12 protein-coding genes are annotated in these 15377 nt (G+C 63.9%); 8 read left to right on the top strand and 4 right to left on the bottom strand.

The window, feature by feature from the left end:
- Positions 1 to 87 precede the first annotated feature (87 nt).
- Positions 88 to 1989 carry a CASTOR/POLLUX-related putative ion channel gene (locus tag NKJ75_RS10395; RefSeq protein WP_352499630.1) on the top strand — a complete coding sequence of 634 codons (1902 nt, stop codon included), beginning with the start codon at positions 88 to 90 and terminating at the stop codon, positions 1987 to 1989.
- Here NKJ75_RS10395 and NKJ75_RS10400 read toward each other — a convergent pair.
- On the bottom strand, positions 1986 to 2861 hold the full coding sequence (locus NKJ75_RS10400; protein WP_352499631.1) for an HpcH/HpaI aldolase/citrate lyase family protein: 876 nt from the start codon (positions 2859 to 2861) through the stop codon (positions 1986 to 1988). The two genes, NKJ75_RS10395 and NKJ75_RS10400, sit on opposite strands and share 4 nt — an antisense overlap.
- The gene (locus tag NKJ75_RS10405; RefSeq protein WP_460221791.1) at positions 2861 to 3373 is read right to left on the bottom strand and encodes a MaoC family dehydratase; all 513 of its coding nucleotides are present in this window, start codon (positions 3371 to 3373) and stop codon (positions 2861 to 2863) included. Before NKJ75_RS10405 ends, NKJ75_RS10400 begins: the two co-directional genes overlap by 1 nt.
- Before the next feature lie 91 nt (positions 3374 to 3464).
- Here NKJ75_RS10405 and NKJ75_RS10410 point away from each other — a divergent pair, with 91 nt between their 5' ends.
- On the top strand, positions 3465 to 4586 hold the full coding sequence (locus NKJ75_RS10410) for a DUF2336 domain-containing protein (RefSeq protein ID WP_023704529.1): 1122 nt from the start codon (positions 3465 to 3467) through the stop codon (positions 4584 to 4586).
- A gap of 4 nt (positions 4587 to 4590) precedes the next feature.
- On the opposite strand, the gene NKJ75_RS10415 is transcribed toward NKJ75_RS10410, so the two are convergent.
- Both NKJ75_RS10415 and parE read right to left on the bottom strand, forming a co-directional pair.
- Positions 4591 to 6660 carry an FUSC family protein gene (locus NKJ75_RS10415; protein WP_352499632.1) on the bottom strand — a complete coding sequence of 690 codons (2070 nt, stop codon included), beginning with the start codon at positions 6658 to 6660 and terminating at the stop codon, positions 4591 to 4593.
- A gap of 102 nt (positions 6661 to 6762) precedes the next feature.
- Entirely contained in the window at positions 6763 to 8817 is a 2055-nt protein-coding gene (parE, locus tag NKJ75_RS10420; RefSeq protein ID WP_352499633.1) for a DNA topoisomerase IV subunit B, read from the bottom strand.
- Between the two features lie 256 nt (positions 8818 to 9073).
- On the opposite strand from parE, the gene cpaB reads away from it, so the two are divergent.
- From cpaB to NKJ75_RS10450, 6 genes are all read left to right on the top strand, one after another.
- On the top strand, positions 9074 to 9979 hold the full coding sequence (gene cpaB, locus NKJ75_RS10425) for a Flp pilus assembly protein CpaB (RefSeq protein ID WP_023688289.1): 906 nt from the start codon (positions 9074 to 9076) through the stop codon (positions 9977 to 9979).
- A 78-nt stretch (positions 9980 to 10057) separates the two neighbouring features.
- Complete coding sequence (locus tag NKJ75_RS10430; protein ID WP_031197419.1) at positions 10058 to 11458, top strand: type II and III secretion system protein family protein; 1401 nt, start codon at positions 10058 to 10060, stop codon at positions 11456 to 11458.
- 4 nt (positions 11459 to 11462) lie between these two features.
- Positions 11463 to 11729, top strand: coding sequence for a hypothetical protein (locus NKJ75_RS10435; protein ID WP_023667602.1), 267 nt, complete (start codon positions 11463 to 11465; stop codon positions 11727 to 11729).
- Between the two features lie 44 nt (positions 11730 to 11773).
- On the top strand, positions 11774 to 12988 hold the full coding sequence (locus NKJ75_RS10440) for a CpaE/TadZ family protein (RefSeq protein ID WP_352499634.1): 1215 nt from the start codon (positions 11774 to 11776) through the stop codon (positions 12986 to 12988).
- A complete protein-coding gene (locus NKJ75_RS10445; protein ID WP_023667600.1) occupies positions 12985 to 14406 on the top strand; it encodes a TadA family conjugal transfer-associated ATPase in 1422 nt (473 codons plus the stop codon). Before NKJ75_RS10440 ends, NKJ75_RS10445 begins: the two co-directional genes overlap by 4 nt.
- A 4-nt stretch (positions 14407 to 14410) precedes the next feature.
- A complete protein-coding gene (locus tag NKJ75_RS10450) occupies positions 14411 to 15376 on the top strand; it encodes a type II secretion system F family protein (protein WP_023688292.1) in 966 nt (321 codons plus the stop codon).
- Position 15377: the final 1 nt, after the last annotated feature.

Below are 15377 nucleotides of genomic sequence, written 5' to 3' on the forward strand. Positions count from 1 at the left end.
TTAAACACAGGCTAAGACAGCGGCTTCGGCGATGCGTTGGGGGTTGGCGCATCGACCATGGGGATTTTTTTGGGGGTCGCCGGCGACATGAAGAAACGAGACTCGCTGCGAACCCGGCTGCGCTATGGGTTTGACAAGAGCATGGCGGCCGGGCCGATCGCGCTGATCGGCTGGCTCGCCGTCGCTTCGCTGCTGATCATCATCGCCGCCGCGGCTTTCCTTGCGGTGACCCGCATCGCGCCGGAGGGCGGCGAACCACTGAACTTCTTCGAAGCATTCTGGGAATCGCTGATGCGCACGCTCGATTCCGGCACGATGGGCGGCGACACCGGCTGGGCCTTTCGTCTCGTCATGCTCTTTGTCACGCTCGCCGGCATCTTCGTCGTGTCGGCCCTCATCGGCGTGCTCAGCGCCGGCGTCGACAGCAAGCTCGATGAATTGCGCAAGGGCCGTTCGCGGGTGCTGGAGAGCGACCACACCATCATCCTCAACTGGTCGCCGTCGATCTTCGACGTCATCTCCGAACTCGTCATTGCCAATGCCAGCCGCCGCCATCCGCGCATTGTCGTCATGGCCAATATGGACAAGGTGGCGATGGAGGACGAGATCGCCGCCAAAGTCGGCAGACTGGGCAATACACGCATCATCTGCCGCAGCGGCGACCCGACCGACCTCTACGATCTGGCCATCGTCAACCCGCAGACCTCGCGCTCGATCATCGTGCTGTCGCCGGACGGCGACGACCCGGATTCGCAGGTGATCAAGACGGTGCTGGCGCTGGCCAACGACCCGAACCGGCGCACGGCGCCCTATAACATCGCCGCCGAGATCCGCGACGGAAAGAACGCCGAGGTCGCCCGCGTCGTCGGCGGGGCCGAGGTACAGCTTGTCCTGGCCGACCAGCTGATCTCGCGCATCGTCGTGCATTCGAGCCGGCAGTCGGGTCTCAGCGGCGTCTATTCGGAGCTGCTCGATTTCGACGGCTGCGAAATCTACACGACCGAGCAGCCTGATCTCACCGGCAAGACCTTCGGTGAGGCGGTGATGGCGTATGAGCATTGCACGCTGATCGGGCTCTGCGACCAAACCGGGCGCGTCAATCTCAACCCGCCGTCGGATCTGGTGATCGGCAAGGACATGCGCGCCATCATCATTGCCGAGGACGATGCCGCTATCAAGCTGGGAGGCGCGGGGGCCAAGATCGATACCGCGGCAATCCTTCGCCATCAGCTTGTCGACGCGAAGCCGGAGCGCACGCTGATCTTTGGCTGGAACCGGCGCGGTCCGATCATCACCTATGAACTGTCGCGCTACGTCGCGCCGGGTTCGATCCTGACCATCGCCGCCGATACGCCAGGCCTCGAGCAGGAAGTTGCCGGCCTGCCGGTCGTCGGCGACAATCTGTCGGTTTCCTGCCGCATCACCGACACGTCGAGCAGCACAGCACTGGCAAGCCTGGACGTGCCTTCCTACGACCACGTGCTCGTCCTTGGCTACAGCGAGACCATGGCAGCGCAGCCCGCCGATACGCGCACGCTGGTGACGCTGCTGCATCTGCGCAAAATCGCAGACGATGCCGGCACGCACATCTCGATCGTCAGCGAGATGATCGACGTGCGCAACCGCGAGCTGGCGGCGGTGACTAAGGCCGATGATTTCGTCGTCAGCAACCGGCTGGTCAGCCTGATGCTGGCGCAGGCATCGGAGAACCAGCATCTCGCCGCGATCTTCGATGATCTGCTCGACGAGGAGGGCTCCGAAATCTACATGCGTCCGGTCGGCCACTATGTCGCCATCGACCATCCGGTGACGTTCTGGACGATCGCGGAATCGGCGCGTCTGCGCGGCGAGATCGCCATCGGGCATAGGCGCGTTCGCGCTGCGCAGAATGATGAGCGGGCTCTGGGCGGCGTCACCGTCAACCCGTTGAAGTCGCAAGCGCTGGCCTACCTGCCGGAGGACCGGGTCATCGTGCTGGCGCGGGACTAAACCCCGGCTGCCTTGGCGCGAGCCAGAAGCCGTTCGGCGAGCCTGAGATGCGGCCGGTCATACATCTTGCCGTCAATGCCGACCACGCCGGGATTTCCGGCCGCCTCGAAGGCCGCGACGATGGCCTGCGAGCGTTGCACTGCCTCCGCCGATGGCGTGAAGGCGGCGTTGATGACCGGCACTTGCGCCGGATGGATTGCCATCTTGCCGGTAAAGCCGTCACGCTCGGCCTCCGTGCATTCGGCTTCGAAGGCGGCCATGTCGCGAAAGGCAGGGAAGACCGTGTCGATCGCCGCGACTTCGGCTGCGCCGGCGGCGAGGATGGTCATGGTGCGGGCAAGGCGGAAGACATCGGTGTATCGACCGTTGTCGTCGCGCGCAGCCCGCGCACCGATCGCCGCGGACAGATCTTCGGCACCCCAGGTGAGGCCGGCAAGCCGGGCGCTTGCCCCGGCATAGGTCGCGGCGGCCAGCAACCCAGCAGCGGTCTCGGTAATGATCGGCAGGATCTTGATCGCGCCATCCGGCAATCCGTTTTCGGCCTCATGTACGCGGAGCTTTACGGATAGCTGCTGGACATCCTGGCCGCTGTTCGACTTCGGCAGCATGATGCCGTCGGGTTTGACCGGAACCAGGGCGGCCAGATCGTCGTCGGTCAACCCGGTCGAGAGATCGTTGACGCGGATATAGATGGCGGAGCTTGTCTGCTGCCGGTTGCCGCCGATAAAGCGTGCCGCGATGTCGCGTGCCGACGCCTTGTTTTGTGGCGCCACGGAATCCTCAAGGTCGACGATGACCACGTCGGCGCCGGCGCCAAAGCCTTTGTCCAGCTTCTTTTCGGAATCGCCGGGCACAAACAGCAGCGAGCGCATCAGGCCGCCTTTTTCATCATCATCGCCTGGCGCGTGCATTTGGCGACGAGCACATCGTTCTGATTGTAGGCGCGATGCTCGAACTCGACGATGCCGCGGTCCGGCTTGGATTTCGATTCCCTGACCGAGATCACAGTCGTTTCGACACGGATGGTGTCGCCATGGAAGACCGGGTGCGGAAACACTGTCTCCCTCATGCCGAGATTGGCAATTGTGGTGCCGACGGTGATGTCATTGACGGAAATGCCGATCATCAGGCCGAGCGTGAACAGCGAATTGACCAGCGGTCTGCCCCATTCGCTCTTGGCGGCGAAGTCGAAGTCGATGTGCAGCGGCTGCGGGTTCAGCGTCATCACCGAGAACAGCATGTTATCGCTTTCGGTGACGGTCTTGCGCAGCGTGTGCCGAAAGACATGTCCGACGACGAACTCTTCGAGATAAAGCCCGGGCATCGTTTTTCTCCTCCGCTGCCTGACGGTTGATAGGCGCTGCCCATGCCACCCGCAAGCCAGTTAATAAACATGGTGAACCGTTCGTAAACCATTTCTGCCTAGGGTCATTCCTGGGGCCGGAAGCTTTCCGGCAAGGGGCGTAGCAGGCAGTATGGTTGTCTCGCATTTTCTCAAATGGATCTACACCGCGAGAGTTTCGGAGCGCGCCGCGGCGGCAAGCGCGCTGGCCCGCGCCTACGTCAATTCCGACCTGCCTTTCGAAGACCGTTGCGCGGCCGAAGCGGCGCTGACGCTGCTGCTCGACGACGCCTCGTCGAAGGTGCGGCTGGCTATGGCCGAAGCGCTGTCGATGAGCCATCACGCGCCGCTGCAGATCATCAGCGCGCTTGCCTCCGATCAGCCGGAAGTGGCAGCCCTGGTGCTGGCGCGCTCCCCGCTGCTGACGGACGCCGACCTGATCGACCGCGTCGCGGCCGGGCACAAGGCGACGCAAAAACTGATCGCCGACCGGCCGGTCGTTTCGATGGCGGTTGCCGCGGCGATCGCCGAGATCGGCGAACCGGAAGCGTGTGCGGCGCTGCTCGCCAATGACGGCGCCGACATAGCCTCGCTCTCCTTCCGCCGCATCGCCGAGCGGCATGGCCATATCGCTCATTTGCGCGAGGCAATGGTCACGGATGTGCGGCTGCCGGCCGACTGCCGGCACATGCTACTGGTCAAGCTCGGCGAAACGCTGAAGGCTTCGCCGCTGGTGATGGCGCTGATGGGGGCGGCCAGAGCCGAGCGCGTCACGCGCGATGCTTGCGTCAAGGCTTCGGTGCGGCTGGTCGAAGGCACGCGCGCGGAGGAACATGCGGCACTTATCGAACATCTGCGCCTGCGCGGCGACCTGACCGCAAGTTTCATCATCCGTGCCATTGCCCACGGCAAGGTCGACTTTTTCGGCTCGGCCCTGGTTGCGCTCAGCCAGCAGTCGGAGCAGCGGGTGCGGGCCTTGCTCGCAGGCGGCCAGGACGTTGCGTTGCAGGCGCTGTTCCGCGGCGCCGGCCTTGCCGCTTCCACCCATGGCATCATCCTGCGCGCGCTCAAAATCTGGCGCGAAGTCGCCAACGGCAAGCGCCTCGCCGGCGTGCAGGAGGTCAGCTGGCTGATGCTGAAGGAGCTCGGCGGTCATGCCACCGAGGGCGATCTCGCCGGCCTGGTCAAGTCGATCCATCTCGACGCGCTGCGGGAAAACGCGCGCGGGCATGCGCTGGCGATAGCCGCGGCCTGACGCCCTAGCCACGGTCCCTGGTGAAGAAATCCGGGAAATCCTCGATCGCGGCGGCGATGATGCGCAGCGAGGCTGCGATCTGCAGCGTGTCGGCACTACCGCTGCGCTCTGAGAGGCCGGCTGCATATTGCCGGGCCACAGTGATGGTCGCCGTCTGGGGCTCGCCTGGTGCGCGAAAGAGCAGTTCACGCGCCAGGCCGCGCAGGAAATTGGCGATCGAGAGCGCGGTGTCGGAAGGAGTGGACGGGCTCTGCTGCGCGGCGCGCAGACGCAGGATTTCAAGGCCGACGGTAACGGCGGCGACCCCGCCGCCCAGAATCGCATCGCCTTTCCTGCCGGCATTTTGCAAGAGCGGCATCAGCTGGTTGATGCGGTCATAGGCCAGGCTCTCGAAGGCCGAACGCCGCGGCACCCGCTCATGCAGGCACAGCCGCGCCAGATCCTCGCGCATGGCCCGCACGATGCGGTTGGCCGCGCGCCCTGGATCCACCGGCAGCACCACGATGAAGACGCCGATCGCCAGCAGGATGCCGACCAGCACCGACGCCGAGCCGGCGAAAAACGGGCCTGGGGCATAGGTCATCGCCTGATGCGGGCTGAGGAAGGCGAGGAAATTGATGGCAAAGGCCGTCGCCACGCCGACGGTGCGCGGATTGGCCATGCCCAGCGCCGTCGGTACCAGGATCGGCACGACAAACAGCGTGAACCAGCCGAAGCCGGGCAAAGCAGGCAGCGCGACCTGGCCGACAAGGAAGGCAAAGGGCAAAGCCAGCAGCGTTCCCTTGAAGAAGCCCCAGGACACCCGCACCGGGTCAGGCCGCGCGGCGAAAAGACTGGAGACGACGGCAACGAGGATGACGGTGCCGGCCGCGTCGGACCATTTCGTCGTCAGCCAGAAGGCGGCGACCGCCAACGTGGCAAGGCCGGCGCGTATGGCATTGCGCGAAGCCCCGGGATAATCGCGGTGCACCACCAGCGCAGGCGGCTGCCTGTTGCTCCGGCTGGGGCCCGTCACCGGTGCGCGCAGGGCGTCGAGGCCGCGCAGCACCTGCTTGAAGGCTTCGGCGAAATCGGCGGCGATGGTGAGGCGGGTTATGGTGCCGACCCTGTCGTCGCCCTGATCGGTCGAGGCGTCGGGCATTTGCCGGGCCTTGCCGGCAATCGCGTCGAGCCGCGTCACCCAGGGCGACGTGTCGTCCAGCGCCTCGGGCGTCGCTGCCAGCTCGCTGACCAACGACTGCAGTTCGGAGCGTACCGGAATGAGCGCTGCGTTTTTCGGCGCGGCATGCGAATGCAGCGCGCGCGCCGCCGACAGCGCCGAGAGAAGCTGACCGATGGTTAGGCGGACCGGATGGGCGCGGGTGGCGAAGCTCGGTGCTTCGAGCCGGGCATAGGCGCGCATCTCGGCCAGCATCTGGGCGTCGGTGATCAGCTTGCGGTGCAGGCCGGCCAGCGTCGCCGGGTCGCCACCGGAAAAAGCGCCGCCTGCATAGGTTGCAAGGTCGAGGATGCTGCGCTTCAGCCTGGAGATGATGGCGTCAGCGGCCAGCTTGGGCAGGATCAGCCGGCTGGTCAGGCCGGCGCAGACGATGCCGAGCACGATCTCGGCGCAGCGCGCGACAGCGAGATCGACGACCACGTGCGGCTGGCCGAAAGCCGGCAGCCCAATGATCATCGCGGTATAGCCGGCAAGTGCGGCGCCATAGGCTTCCGGATTGCGCAGCAGCGACGAAACCAGCGTGCACAGCCCAATCCAGACGGATAGCGCCGTGACCAGCAGCCAGGGATTGGTGCCGAAAACCGAGGTGATGCCGATCGCCGCAAGTCCACCGGCCAGCGTGCCGAGCAGCCGGTAAAAACCTTTCGCCAGCACCATGCCGGCGACCGGCTGGGCGACGATGAAGACCGTCATCATCGCCCATTGCGGGTGGTCGAGTTTCAACGCGTAAGCAGCGAGAAGCGCGATCAGACCGGCCGAAACCGTGCGCAGGGCGAAAATCCAATCCGAGCGCGTCGGCTGCGTCAGGCCCGCCAAACTGGTTTCGAAGTAGCTCTTCAGCCGCGCCCGGATCACAAGCTGGTCTCCGTATCGGAAGTGCAGGCTAGAGCAATTCCAGGAAAAGTTTGAAACGGTTTTCCGCCCGGAACTGCGTCAAAACGAAGAGTCGGCCGGCGCTCAGATATCCAGCACTTCCGTCGCGGCGAATTCGGCGCGTTCCTGGATGAAGCGGAAGCGGGCTTCCGGCTTGGTGCCCATCAGCGCGTCGACAGCATCCTTGGTCGCCGCCACGGCGTCGATCACATCGACCCGGAGCAGCGTGCGCTTCCTCGGGTCCATGGTGGTTTCCTTGAGCTGCGCGGCCATCATTTCGCCCAAGCCCTTGAAACGGCCGATCTCGACCTTGGCGCGGCCGGTGAATTCGGTGCGCAACAGCTCGTCCTTGTGCGCATCGTCCCTGGCATAGGCAACCTTGCCGCCTTGCCGGATCGAATAGAGCGGCGGCACCGCCAGATAGAGATGGCCGCCATTCACCAGGTTCGGCATTTCCTGGTAGAAGAAGGTGATCAGCAGCGAGGCTATGTGAGCGCCGTCGACGTCGGCGTCGGTCATGATGATCACGCGGTCGTAGCGCAAATCCTCATCGCGGTATTTCGAGCGCGTGCCGCAACCGAGCGCCTGAATCAGGTCCGATATCTGCTGGTTGGCGGCGAGCTTGTCGTTGCCGGCGCTGGCGACGTTGAGGATTTTTCCGCGCAGCGGCAGCACCGCCTGGCTCGCACGGTCGCGCGCCTGCTTGGCCGAGCCGCCGGCCGAGTCGCCTTCGACGATGAACAGTTCGGCGCCCGCGGCGGCGTTCTGCGTGCAGTCGGCGAGCTTGCCGGGAAGGCGCAGCTTGCGCACCGCGCTCTTGCGCGACACCTCCTTTTCCTGGCGCCGGCGCACCCGCTCGTCGGCGCGCGCAATCACCCATTCCAGCAGCTTGGAGGCTTCCTGCGGATTGTCGGCCAGCCAGTGGTCGAAGGGATCGCGGATGGCGGTCTCGACCATGCGAATGGCTTCGATCGTTGCCAGCCTGTCCTTGGTCTGGCCGACGAATTCCGGCTCGCGAATAAACACCGACAGCATGCCTGCCGCCGAGATCATCACGTCTTCGGAGGTGACGATCGAGGCGCGCTTGTTGCCGACCAGGTCGGCATAGGCCCGAAGCCCGCGCGTCAGCACATTGCGAAAGCCGGCCTCATGCGTGCCGCCTTCGCCGGTCGGGATGGTGTTGCAGTAGGAGTTGACGAAGCCGTCACCGCCGAACCAGGTCACCGCCCATTCCAGCGAACCGTGGCCGCCCTGCTTCTCGCTCTTGCCAGCGAAGATTTCGCGGGTCACCTGGAAATCATCGCCGAGCGATGCCTTGAGATAGTCCTTCAAGCCGCCGGGGAAATGGAACTCCGCCTTGGCCGGCGTCTGGTCCTTTTCCTTGATCAGCGATGGGTCGCAGCTCCAGCGGATCTCGACGCCGCCGAACAGATAGGCTTTCGAGCGGGTCATGCGATAGAGCCGCGCCGGCTCGAAGGCGGCGCCCTTGCCGAAAATCTGCTCGTCGGGATGGAAGCGGATTTTGGTGCCGCGCCGGTTGTGCACTTCGCCGAGCTGCTCCAGCCCGCTCACCGGAACGCCGCGCGAGAACCTTTGGCGGTAAAGCTGGCGACCGCGCGCGACCTCGACTTCGAGATGGTCCGACAGCGCATTGACGACCGAGACGCCGACACCGTGCAGACCGCCGGAGGTCTCATAGACCTTGCTATCGAACTTGCCGCCCGAATGCAGCGTCGTCATGATGACTTCGAGCCCCGGTTTCTTGAATTTCGGATGCGGATCGACCGGAATGCCGCGGCCATTGTCGGTGACGGTCAGAAATCCGTCGGCCGACAGCTCGACATCGATGAAGGTGGCATGGCCGGCGACCGCCTCGTCCATCGAATTATCGATGACCTCGGCAAACAGATGGTGCATCGCCTTGTCGTCGGTGCCGCCAATATACATGCCGGGACGGCGCCGCACCGGCTCCAGCCCCTCCAGCACCTCGATGTCGGCGGCGCTATAGCCCTCGCTGCCGTCCTTGGTCGCGGCAGGACGCTTCGTGGCCTGCACCAGCGGGTCGGCCGGGCGCGAAGGTGTCCGAGCCGGTTGGGGCTGCTTTTCCAGATTGCCGAAAAGATCGTTGTTGTCGTCCATGCCTACCATAGAATCCGTGCCGCGAATCACCCGTCGATACTGCCACGCTTTTCGGCGCCAAGCGACGGAAGTTCCTGTTACGTTCGGGGATTAAACCCTTCTTATCCTAAAACCTTTCGATAACCAAGCCGGCGGAAATAGGTCCGTGCGGAGCGGCCGCGATTCCTGAATCTTTAACAAAGCGGCCTAGCGTCGCTCCAACAAAACAAAAGACCACGAATGTCAGGGGTTGGTTGTGAGGGGCAAGGCCATAACGATGATTGGCATCGCTGCCGTCTTCGGCGCGATTTCAATCTTTGCCGCGGATTTCTGGGTGAAAAGCCAGGCCAAGGCCGATGCCGAAGAGAAAACGGCGTCGATCCCGGCGCCCGCCGTCCCCAAGGTCGTCTTCAAGACCATAGTGGTGGCCAACGCGCCGCTGCGTTACGGCATGGAGCTTGACCGGGCGCAGCTCAGCGAAATCCCATGGTCCGAGGATTCGGTGCCGCAGGGCGCGTTCACCACAGTCAATGCATTGCTCGCCGAAGGCAGCCGCGTGGTATTGTCGCCGATCGAGGTCAACGAGCCGGTGCTGATCAGCAAATTGTCGGGGCCGAACGGCCGCGCGACGCTATCAAACATGATGACGCCCGGCATGCGGGCGGTGACAATCCGCACCGACGAGATCGCCGGTGTCGGCGGCTTCGTCATGCCGGGCGACCGGGTCGACGTGGTGCTGACACGCGATGCGGGCGAAATCCAGGAAGTGGCCAAGAACGCGCAGGGCGCTGCCGGATCGACCGTTACCTCCGAGATTGTCGTCTCCGACGCCAAGGTGCTGACCGTGGGGCAGGGCGCCGACGAGCGCCAGACCACACCGCAGATCGCCAATTCCGTCACCATCGAGGTGACGACCGAAGGCGCGCAGAAAGTGGCGCTTGCCCGCACCGTCGGCACCTTGTCGCTGTCGCTCCGCTCGGCCGCAGACGGAGGGGCCGCCAAGGACGGCGTCACCACCATCTCGTCCTTCGGCGGATCGGTCGCCTCCGGCGTCCAGGCCGCTGCCGGCGCGCTGTTCACTGCCGCGACCAAGGAGCCTGAGAAGCCGAAATTCAAGACGATCATCGTGACGCGCGGCACGCAGGTCGAAGAATACCAGGTTCCTGCGCGGGACCAGCAATAACTGCCGGTGGGGACCGGGCGAGGGACGGGACAGATGTCGGGACTTCATGCATTTCGAACTACGAAAGGGCTGCGCCCAATGCGGGCGCTTGCGGTGGGGGCTTGCCTGGCCGCGGCCGCAATGCTCGGCCTCAGTGCACCAGCCAAGGCCGACAACGATATCGTCCATGTCTCGTCGACAACGAATGCGTCGATCAAGGTAGCCAAGGGCAAGCCGAAGACGGTCATGACCAATGCCGCCTTCTACCAGATCGTCATCGGCGATCCGGAGATCGCCAACGTCAATCCGCTGACCGACAAATCCTTCTATGTGCTGGGCAACAATCTCGGCACCACCGGCATCGCGCTGTTCGACGAGAACAAGCAGTTGGTCGGCACCGTCGACATCGAGGTGACGCTGGACACCGACCAGCTGGCCAGCACCATTCGCGCCAGCGTGCCGGACGCCAAGATCAAGGTCGGCTCGGCCAATGGCCGCGTCGTGCTGTCGGGCGAGGCCGATGACGCGGTCGCCGCCGAGAAGGCAAGCAAGATCGCCAGCCGCTTCTCCGGCAATGAAGAAGTGATCAATTCGGTCAACATCTCGTCCTCGCAGCAGGTTCAGCTCAACGTCCGCTTCGTCGAGATCAATCGCCAGGCCGGACAGGATCTCGGCGCCAAATACAGCGCCAATTTCGCTTACGGCATTGGCGGGCGCGACGTCACCCTCGATCCTGGCACGGTGCCGGGAGCCGGCAATGGCGAGATCATCGGCCGGCTGCTGTCCAATGGCCTGTCGATCGACGTCGCCATCAAGGCGCTGGAGGAACGTGGTCTCGCCAGGCGGCTGGCCGAGCCGAACCTGATCGCCCGCTCGGGCCAGACGGCAAGCTTCCTCGCCGGCGGCGAGTTCCCGATCCCGGTCTCCGAGGACAATGGCAAGATTTCCGTCAGCTACAAGAAATACGGCGTCAGCCTCGACTTCACGCCGACGGTTCTCAAGGACGGGCTGGTGAGCCTCGACATCGCGCCGGAAGTGTCCTCGATCGACGCTTCGGCCTCCTACAATATCGGCAATATCTCGGTCCCGGGCTTTATCGTGCGCCGCGCCAAAACATCCGTCGACCTGAAGAATGGCCAGAGCTTCATGATCGCCGGCCTGCTGCAGTCACAGAACGACATTACCACATCGCGTCTTCCCGGCCTCGGCAAGCTGCCGGTGCTCGGCTCGCTGTTCTCCTCCAAATCCTATCAGCGGCGCGAGACCGATCTGGTGATCATCGTCACCCCCTATCTGGTCAAGCCGGTCGATCCGTCGAAGAAGCTGCTCGAGCCGACCGACGGCACGCAGCCAGCCAGCAATGTCGACTATTTCCTCAACAACACCGAGGAAGTGAAATCGTCCGAAGCCAATCGTGCAGTGGCAATGGCCAGCGGCAGTACGGCACAGCCGGCCGCGGTCACCACCGTCGGGCATTTCCTCGACCTGCCGAAGGATTGAAGCCATGCGCGTGGAATCATGCATCGCCCTGCTGATCGCCGGCCTCGCCGGCGGCTGCACCAGCGACGACTATGTCCGCTCCGAGGGACCGACGATTGCCGCCGGCAACGCACAGGCCGCCAATACGGCCATGCAGATGGTCGATCCCTGGAAATACGGCGTCCAGAACACCAGGCTGCTGGTGCCGGCGCAGCGCAGTGAGGCGGCAGTCAACGCCGCCGACCAGGCTGCTGCTGCCAAGGCCGTGCAACCGACAGCGACAACCGATTGATTTGCCCGGTGATTTGACCGGGAATGACCTGACAGGCTGACAAAATGGCAAGCGGCATCAAGACCAAGAAGATCCTGCTGGTGTCCAGCGACCGGACCTTTGCGCAGGATACGCGCACCGCGTTCGCGGCCTCGGAGGTGATCCAGCTTTCGGCCGTCGAGAAGAACATTACCGAACTGCGCGGCGAGGTCCAGGAAGCCGATTTCGGCGCGCTCATCGTCGACATGGATGCGGCAAAGCTGGAAGAGATCGAGTCGCTGCAGCGCATCATGCGCCGGCTTGAAGGCCGCGTTCCGGTGGTCGTCGTCACCCAGGAATTCAACGCAGCCGCAGTGCGTATCCTGGTGCAGCTCCAGGTCGCCGATTTCCTGGTCAAGCCGATCACCACCGCCGATCTGGTGCGGTCGGTCGTGCGCGCGCTGCAAGGGCCGGGGCGCGAGGAAAACACCGAGTCGCAGATCTATACCTTCATGCCGGCCGCCGGCGGCGTCGGCACCACGACGCTGGCGCTGCAGACCGCCTTCCAGCTGCATCATTCGGTGACGCGCGGCGCGTCGACCTGCGTGGTCGACCTCAATTTCCAGCAAGGCGCCTGCGCCGAATATCTCGACCTCGAGCCGCGCTTCGACATCACCGAAATCGAGAACCAGCCCGAGCGCCTCGACCGTCAGCTGCTGGATGTGATGCTGTCCAAGCATGCGAGCGGGCTCTGCGTGCTGGCGGCGCCAACGCATCCGTCGGAAATGCGCTCGTTCAAGACCGATGTCGTGGTGCGCATGCTCGATCTCGTCTCGGCCTATTTCGATAACGTCGTCATCGACATGCCGCGCACCTGGTTTCCGTGGACGGAGACGGTGCTGCTCGGCTCCAACAAGCTCTACATCGTCGCCGAAATGACGGTGCCATGCCTGCGCCACACGCAGCGGCTGATCCAGGCGGTCTACGAGACGGCCGGCAAGGAAGTGAAGCCGAACGTCATCGTCAATCGTTTCGAGCAGAAGATGTTCGACAACGGCATCAAGCAGGCGGATGTCCAGGAAATCCTGGGCGAGCATTTCGTCGGCGGCATCTCCAACAATTACCGGCTTGTGCGTGAAGCGGTCGACCGCGGCGTGCCGCTGCATGAGATCGACCCGAACGCCAATGTCGTCAACGATCTGAAGAGGATCATCCTGCCGGAAGAAGCCGTGGTGACGCCGGAGAAATCGCGCTCGCTGTTCGGCATCGGCAGGGGCCTCCTGAAGAGGAAAGCCGGATGACCAGCCGCTTCTCGACCCTGCAGAACCGTGACGTCCGCGCTCTGAAGCCGGCCGAGGCGGCGCCGGTCGCGCATCACGCCGTGGTCATCCCGACGAACCGCAAGGCCTTGCCGCCGAAGCCGGAGACAACACCGGGAAAAAGCGCCAACAAGGTGCTCGATGCCCGCGTGCGCATCCACCGGCTGCTGCTCGAGGAAATCAACCTGGTCGCGCTGGAGCGCCTGCCCAAGGATGAGATGCGCCGGCAGGTGCAGGAGTTCGTGTCGGAAAAGACCCGCCAGGAGCGTATGGCGATCAACACCGTCGAACTTGAAGCGCTGGTCGATGACATCGTCGATGAGATGGTCGGCCTCGGCCCGCTGGAACCGCTGCTCAAGGACCCCGACATCAACGACATCCTGATCAACGGCCACCAGAACTGCTTCGTCGAAAAACGGGGCAAGCTGCAGCAGGTCCATATCCCGTTCAAGGACGAGGCGCACCTGTTGCGCATCGTCAACAAGATCGTCGCCGCCGTCGGCCGCCGGGTCGACGAATCGCAGCCGATGGTCGATGCCCGCATGCTCGACGGCTCGCGCTTCAACGCCGCCATTCGCCCGGTCGCCGTCGACGGGCCGCTGGTGTCGATCCGCAAGTTTTCAAAGAACAAGCTCGGCCTGCACAAGCTGGTCGAGTTCGGCGCCATCACCCAGAACATGGCCGAGGTGCTGGCGGCTGCAGTCCACGCCCGCAAAACGACCATCATCTCGGGCGGTACCGGCACCGGCAAGACGACGATGCTCAACGCATTGTCAGCCTTTATTCCGGAAGACGAACGGTTGATCACCATCGAGGACGCGGCCGAACTGCAGCTGCAGCAGCCGCATGTCGCGCGCATGGAAACGCGCCCCGCCAACATCGAAGGTCATGGCGAGCTGAAGCAGCGCGACCTGGTCAAGAACGCGCTGCGCATGCGCCCTGACCGCGTCATCCTCGGCGAGTGCCGCGGCGAGGAGGCCTTCGACATGCTGCAGGCGATGAACACCGGCCATGAAGGCTCGATGGCGACCATCCACGCCAACACGCCGCGCGACGCCATTTCGCGCCTCGAGCAGATGCTGGGCATGACCGGCATGCCGATGACGGTGCAGTCGATCCGCAGCCAGATCGCCAGCGCGCTCGACCTTATCGTCCAGCTGACGCGACTGTCGGACGGCAAGCGCAAGGTGACCAGCGTCGCCGAGGTGACCGGCATGGAAGGCGACGTCATCCAGATGCAGGAGATATTCCGCTTCGTGCGCACCGGCATGGAAGCCGACGGCAAGATCCTCGGTCACTACGAGGCGACCGGCATTCGCCCGCGTTTCCTCGAGGACCTGCGCAATATGGGCATTGAATTCCCCGGCAAATATTTCGAACCCGGCCGGCCGCAGGAGTAGCCGGGTGTTCGAGAATTTCAGCCCGATCTATGTCGTCTATGCCGCGGCAGCGCTGACCGGCATCATGATCGCCGAAGGCTGCTATCTGCTCTATGCCGGCCGCAGCGACAAGCGCCTGGCTATCAACCGGCGCATGAAGCTGCAGGAAAACAAGATCAGCCAGGAACAGGTGCTGATCCAGCTGCGCAAGGAACGCGGCCTCGATTCCGGCACGTCATTCTTCTCGCCCGACCGTTTTCGCGCCCTGCGCACGCAGTCGGGCATGGTGATGCCCTTGCCGAAATTCCTGACGATGACGACGGGCGTGGCGCTGGCGATGATGCTCGTCGCGCTCTGGTACGGCCTGCCGCTGTTGCTCGCCATTTTGCTGTTTGTGGTGCTGACAGCGCTGCTGCCGGTAATTGTGCTGCGTTCCAAGCGTGCCCGGCGGGTGAAGCGTTTCGGCGTGCAGTTGCCGGAGGCGCTGGAATTGATCACGCGCGGCTTGAAGGCCGGGCATCCGGTTCCGGTGGCGATCTCCATGGTGTCGCGCGAGATGCCCGATCCGATCGGCACCGAATTCGGCGTTATCTCCGACGAGGTGACTTATGGTTCCGACCTGGTTTCGGCGTTGAATTCACTGTTTGATCGCGTCGGCCAGGAGGATCTGCCGCTGTTCGTCACCGCGGTTTCCATTCAGACGAGTTCGGGCGGCAATCTGCGCGAGATCCTCGACGGGCTGTCGACGACGATCCGCGAACGCGGCAAGCTGCGCCGCAAGGTGCGCGCCATTTCGACCGAGGGTCGTATGTCGGCCTATATCCTGACGGCGGTGCCGGCGCTGCTGTTCGCCGCCATCATGGTGATGATGCCGCAATTTTATCAAAGCGTCTGGGATGTGCCGAAGACCTGGTATCTGCTGGGCGGTTCGGTGACATGGCTGATGCTGGGCAACATCATCATGTTCAAGATGTCGAACTTCCGGTTCTGAG

The organism is Mesorhizobium sp. M0058 (assembly GCF_040323095.1).
Lineage (GTDB): Bacteria > Pseudomonadota > Alphaproteobacteria > Rhizobiales > Rhizobiaceae > Mesorhizobium.

Excerpts from the sequence above, each read along its gene's own strand:
- NKJ75_RS10445 (WP_023667600.1), top strand. The coding sequence starts at position 12,985 with ATGACCAGCCGCTTCTCGACCCTGCAGAACCGTGACGTCCGCGCTCTG.
- NKJ75_RS10440 (WP_352499634.1), top strand. The coding sequence starts at position 11,774 with ATGGCAAGCGGCATCAAGACCAAGAAGATCCTGCTGGTGTCCAGCGAC.
- cpaB (WP_023688289.1), top strand. The coding sequence starts at position 9,074 with ATGATTGGCATCGCTGCCGTCTTCGGCGCGATTTCAATCTTTGCCGCG.
- parE (WP_352499633.1), bottom strand. The coding sequence starts at position 8,817 with ATGGACGACAACAACGATCTTTTCGGCAATCTGGAAAAGCAGCCCCAA.
- NKJ75_RS10395 (WP_352499630.1), top strand. The coding sequence starts at position 88 with ATGAAGAAACGAGACTCGCTGCGAACCCGGCTGCGCTATGGGTTTGAC.
- NKJ75_RS10410 (WP_023704529.1), top strand. The coding sequence starts at position 3,465 with ATGGTTGTCTCGCATTTTCTCAAATGGATCTACACCGCGAGAGTTTCG.
- NKJ75_RS10430 (WP_031197419.1), top strand. The coding sequence starts at position 10,058 with ATGCGGGCGCTTGCGGTGGGGGCTTGCCTGGCCGCGGCCGCAATGCTC.
- NKJ75_RS10400 (WP_352499631.1), bottom strand. The coding sequence starts at position 2,861 with ATGCGCTCGCTGCTGTTTGTGCCCGGCGATTCCGAAAAGAAGCTGGAC.
- NKJ75_RS10435 (WP_023667602.1), top strand. The coding sequence starts at position 11,463 with ATGCGCGTGGAATCATGCATCGCCCTGCTGATCGCCGGCCTCGCCGGC.